Raw genomic sequence first — 5,293 nt, forward strand, 5'->3', positions numbered from 1 at the left:
GTCGGTTCCAGCTCCCCGAGGGGTACGCGCACCCCGCTGGCCGCCCGAGGCGGCGCGACTCGGGCCGCCGGTCCGGCGGGTCGGCCCACCGCCCTCGGCGGCGTGCTCCGGCTCAGTCGACACGTCGCACCGTCCCCTCGCCCACCGCGTACCGGGTGCCGCGCAGCGCCGCCGGCACGTCGTCGTCGACCGCACAGGTCACCAGGAGCTGACCGGCCCCGCCGACCAGCTCCGCCAGCCGCTCCCGGCGGCCCGCGTCCAGCTCGGCGAAGACGTCGTCCAGCACCAGCACCGGCTCGATGCCGTCGGCGCGCAGCAGGTCGTACCCGGCCAGCCGCAGGGCCAGCGCGTACGACCAGGACTCGCCGTGGCTGGCGTACCCCTTGGCGGGCAGCGGGCCGAGGGTGAGGCTGAGCTCGTCACGGTGCGGGCCGACCAGCGTCGTGCCGCGGTCGATCTCGTTCGACCGGGCCTCGGCCAGCGCGGCGGTCAGCGCCTCGGCCAGCACCGCCCGGTCGGTGGTCGGCTCGGCCAGGTCCAGCGACGGCCGGTACGTGATCCCCGCCGCGCCCCGGCCCGCCGCCACCGCGTCGTACGCCTTCGTCACGTGCGGGGCCAGGGCGGCCACCAGTTCCAGCCGGCCGGCCAGCAGCTCGGCGCCGTGCCGGGCCAGGTGGGTGTCCCAGACCGCCAGGGTGGACAGGTCCCCGCCCCGCGACCCACCCGTCTTGCGGGCCAGGTACGCGGTGCGCAGCAGGGCGTTGCGCTGCTTGACCACCCGCTCGTAGTCGGCCCGCACCCCGGCGTACCGGGGCTGCCGGAGCACCAGCAGGTCGTCCAGGTAGCGGCGACGCTCGGCCGGGTCGCCCCGGACGAGTTCCAGGTCCTCCGGGGCGAAGAGCACCAGCCGCAGCGCGCCGAGCACGTCCCGAGCCCGCCGGGCGGGTGAGCGACCCAGCCGGGCCCGGTTCGCCTTGCCCGGGACGATCTCCAGCTCGACCAGGAGTTCCCGCCCGTCGTGCACCACCGCGCAGCGGATCACCGCGGAGGCGGCGCCCATCCGGACCAGGGGGGCGTCCGTGGCGACCCGGTGCGAATCCAGGGTCGCTACGTAGCCCAGCGCCTCGACCAGGTTGGTCTTGCCGACGCCGTTGGCGCCGATCAGGACGTTCGGCCCCGGCTCCAGGTCGACGCCGACCCGCTCGTACGAGCGGAAGTCGACCAGTTCGAGCCGGCGGACGTACACAGGCTGTGGATACCGGTCAGCGCTTGTGGACAGCGTGCCCGCCGAACTGCTGGCGCAGCGCGGCGACCGCCTTCATCGCGGGCGAGTCGTCCTGGCGGGAGGCGAACCGGGCGAAGAGCGAGGCGGTGATGACGTTCAGCGGCACGGCGAGCCGGACCGCCTCGTCGACCGTCCAGCGGCCCTCGCCGGTGTCCTCGGTGTAACCGCTCAGCTCGGCCAGCTCCGGGTCCTCGTCGAGGGCCCGGTCGAGCAGGTCGAGCAGCCAGGAGCGGACCACGGTCCCCTCGCGCCAGGACTTGAAGACGCCCGGCACGTTGGTCACCAGCTCCGAGGCGGCCAGCAGCTCGTAGCCCTCGGCGTAGGCGTGCATCAGGCCGTACTCGATGCCGTTGTGCACCATCTTGGCGTAGTGGCCGGCGCCGACCGGGCCGGCGTGCACGAAGCCGTACTCGCCCTCCGGCTTGAGCCCGTCGAAGATCGGCATCAGCCGCTCGACGTGCTCCTGGGCGCCGCCGACCATCAGGGCGTACCCGTTCTGCCGGCCCCAGACGCCGCCGGAGACGCCGACGTCGAGGTAGCCGATGCCCTGCTCGGCGAGGCGCTCGGCGCGGGGGCCGTCGTCGCTGAAGCGCGAGTTGCCGCCGTCGATGATGATGTCGCCCTCGCCCAGCACGCCGGCGAGCTCGTCGATGGTCGCGTCGGTGACGCCGGCCGGAACCATCACCCAGACCGCGCGCGGCGACTCCAGCTTCTCGGCCAGCGCCGCCAGGCTCGGCACGTCGCTCAGCTCCGCGTTGTGGTCGAAGCCGACCACCTCGTGCCCGGCGGCGCGCAACCGTTCGCGCATGTTGCCGCCCATCCGGCCGAGTCCTACCAGGCCGAGCTGCATCTGCTCCTACCTCCGTGCGTCTGGGTCTGCTGGGGCTGCGATCAGCGGGACACGCGGATCGGCATGATGAGGTACCGGTACCCCGGGATAACCTCGCCATCCTCCCCGGCGGGGGAAATCACCGCCGGCTTGAAGGCGTCGACGAACGCGAGCTGCGCGAACTGGGCGCCCAGGTTGGCCAGACCGTCGATCAGGTACTGCGGGTTGAAGCCGATGGTCAGCGGCTCGCCGGTGAAGGTGGCCTCCATCGCCTCGCTGGCCCGCGCCTCCTCGGTGCCGCCCGCCTCGACCACCAGGCCGTCGGAGGAGAAGCTCAGCAGCACCGGGGTGGTCCGCTCGGCCACCAGGGCGACCCGCTTGACCACCTCGATCAGCGTGCTGACCGGCACCCGCGCCTCGGCGTTGTGGGTGGCCGGGAAGAGCGAGCGCACCGGCGGGTAGTTCGCCCCGTCGAGCAGCCGGCTGGTGGTGCGCCGGGTACCGCCGGAGAAGCCGATCATGCCCTCGCCGGCCGCGCCCTGGGAGAGCGCCATGTTGACCTGGCCGCCGAGCGGGCCGAGGGCCTTGGCCGTGTCGTGCAGGGTGCGTGCCGGCACCAGCGCGTTGATGCTGATCTCCGGGTCGTCCGGGTTCCACTCCATCTCGCGCAGCGCCAGGCGGTAGCGGTCGGTGGCGAGCATCGCCAGCGTGCCGCCGGAGAGCTCCAGCCGGACGCCGGTCATCATCGGCAGCGTCTCGTCCCGGCCGGCGGCCACGGCCACCTGGGCGACGGCGGCGGCGAAGGCGGCCGCGTCGACGGTGCCGGCGCTCTCGGGCATCTCGGGCAGGGCCGGGTAGTCCTCCACCGGCATGGTCGGCAGGGTGAACCGGGCGCTGCCGCAGACCAGCTCCAGGTGGGCGCCGACCGCGGCGATGTCCACCGGCTTGGCCGGCAGCGCCTTGGTGATCTCGGCGAGCAGGCGGCCGGAGACCAGGGCGGCGCCGTCGGCGTCCCCCTGCACCTCGACGGTCACCTGGCTGGAGACCTCGTAGTCGAAGCCGGAGACCTGCAGGTTGCCGTCGGTGACCCGGAGCATCACCCCGGCGAGCACCGGTACGGACGGCCGGTTGGGCAGGCTCTTCGCGGTCCACGCCACCGCTTCGGCGAGCGCGTCGCGCTCTACTCGGAACTTCATCAATGCCTCCGCGTCGACGTCAGCGACAACTCTCTCATGCCGACCGCTGCCTACCGTCCCGCCCGACCGTGCGGGTACCCATCGCACCTTAGGGCGCGTGGGCATCGGCTGTGCGCCCGACCCCGTTGATCCAGATGCCGGAGCGACCGCCGACGGCAGCGGCCGAACCGATCCACAGGAAGTCCAACGGTGATGATTGGTTTTTGATTCTTTTAGAAGAGATAACTCATCGTCTTCATCGCACCTGTGCAAACTGTGGAGAACCCGCGTCCGCCCAGGTCAGACAGGTTATCCACCGGTGGTTTGGCTGTGGAGAACCGGGGGGTAAACCGGTGTCGCGGTCCACAGGCCGGCTGGACCCCCAGGTTGTCCACGGTTGTCCACCGGTTGTCCACGGGTAATCCACCGGGTTTCTCCCCAGTGCTGTGGACACCGGCGAGGGCCCCCGGAGCCGTCGTCCCCAGAACCTTCAACAGGCCGCCCACAGGTCGACCGTCGTCGGTGGACAACCGGACCGTCGTCCCCAGGCGTCCACAGCCCCGTCCCCAGGGTTTGTCCACAGCCTGTGGGTAACCGGCTCGAAACGCTACGTGGTTGTCCACCGCCTGTGGAACAGGGGGTGTGGACAACCGGGGCGTGCTGTGGATGAACACGACACCGATCCTGGGCCCTCGACCCGGTACAGGGTCAACCGTCGGCTCTCCACAGGCACGAAAAAGCGCCCGGCCGGACTGGCCGGGCGCGTCTCCGCGCTCCTTCACCGGCGGGCGCCGGCGTGGCGTACGTGACGACGACTTCAGTTCGGCGCGTCTGACGCCGCGCCGCGACCTGAAGCCGTCGCTCAGGTGTTCTGCTTTATCCGGTTGGTCAGCTCGGCGATCTGGTTGTAGAGCGAGCGGCGCTCCGCCATCTGCTGACGGATCTTCCGGTCGGCGTGCATCACCGTGGTGTGGTCCCGGCCACCGAAGGCCTGCCCGATCCGGGGCAGCGACAGGTCGGTCAGCTCCCGGCACAGGTACATGGCGACCTGGCGGGCGTTCACCAGCACCCGGGACCGGGAGTGGCCGCGCAGGTCCTCCAGGCTCACCCCGAAGTAGTCGGCGGTGGAGACCATGATCTGGTCGGCGGTGATCTCCGGCCCGGTGCCGTCCGGGATGAAGTCCCGCAGCACCTCCTCGGCCAGCGACAGCTCGACGTTCGACCGGGTGAGGCTGGCGAACGCGGTGACCCGGATCAGCGCGCCCTCCAGTTCCCGGATCGAGTTCGACACCCGGGAGGCGATGAACTCCAGCACGTCCGGCGGGGCGTACAGCCGCTCCTGGGCCGCCTTCTTCTGCAGGATCGCGATCCGGGTCTCCAGGTCCGGCGGCTGGATGTCGGCGAGCAGGCCCCACTCGAACCGGGTCCGCAGCCGATCCTCCAGCGTCGCCAGCTGCTTCGGCGAGCGGTCGGAGGTGATCACGATCTGCTTGTTGGCGTTGTGCAGCGTGTTGAAGGTGTGGAAGAACTCCTCCTGCGTCCGCTCGCGGTTCTCCAGGAACTGGATGTCGTCGATCAGCAGGATGTCGACGTCGCGGTAGCGGCGCTGGAACGCGCTGGTCTTGTCGTCGCGCAGCGAGTTGATGAAGTCGTTGGTGAACTCCTCGGTCGAGACGTACCGGACCGAGCGGGCGTTGCCCAACGTGGTGGCGTAGTGCCCGATGGCGTGCAGCAGGTGGGTCTTGCCCAACCCGGAGCTGCCGTAGATGAACAACGGGTTGTACGCCTTCGCCGGCGACTCGGCCACCGCGACGCTCGCCGCGTGGGCGAACCGGTTCGACGAGCCGATGACGAACGTCTCGAACATGTACTTCGGGTTGAGCCGGTTGCCGCCGCCCTCCGCGCCCCCGGGGCGACGGTCGTCCCGCCCGCCGGGGCGGTGGTCGGCGGCCGAGCGGCCGGGGCCGCTGTCCGTACCCCCGTCGCGCGGCAGGCCGCGCGGAC

At 71.5% G+C, this 5,293-nt stretch carries 4 protein-coding genes; all 4 read right to left on the reverse strand.

Annotation, left to right across the window (positions count from 1 at the left end):
- Positions 1 to 112: 112 nt before the first annotated feature.
- Positions 113 to 1,246 carry a DNA replication/repair protein RecF gene (recF, locus tag JNW89_RS26745; RefSeq protein WP_238451100.1) on the reverse strand — a complete coding sequence of 378 codons (1,134 nt, stop codon included), beginning with the start codon at positions 1,244 to 1,246 and terminating at the stop codon, positions 113 to 115.
- Between the two features lie 16 nt (positions 1,247 to 1,262).
- Positions 1,263 to 2,135: a phosphogluconate dehydrogenase (NAD(+)-dependent, decarboxylating) gene (gene gnd, locus JNW89_RS26750; RefSeq protein ID WP_238451101.1), complete on the reverse strand. Its 873-nt coding sequence runs from the start codon at positions 2,133 to 2,135 to the stop codon at positions 1,263 to 1,265.
- Between the two features lie 41 nt (positions 2,136 to 2,176).
- Positions 2,177 to 3,310, reverse strand: a complete 1,134-nt coding sequence (gene dnaN, locus JNW89_RS26755) for a DNA polymerase III subunit beta (protein WP_088959665.1) — start codon at positions 3,308 to 3,310, stop codon at positions 2,177 to 2,179.
- 841 nt (positions 3,311 to 4,151) lie between these two features.
- Positions 4,152 to 5,293, reverse strand: a 1,142-nt coding sequence (dnaA, locus tag JNW89_RS26760) for a chromosomal replication initiator protein DnaA (protein WP_238451103.1), incomplete at its 5' end; no start/stop codon positions are given.

The sequence above is a fragment of the Micromonospora sp. 4G55 genome, from assembly GCF_016803375.1.

What these genes read in the sequence shown, in the direction of transcription:
- gnd (WP_238451101.1), bottom strand. Translation starts at nt 2,135, where the DNA reads ATGCAGCTCGGCCTGGTAGGACTCGGCCGGATGGGCGGCAACATGCGC.
- dnaN (WP_088959665.1), bottom strand. Translation starts at nt 3,310, where the DNA reads ATGAAGTTCCGAGTAGAGCGCGACGCGCTCGCCGAAGCGGTGGCGTGG.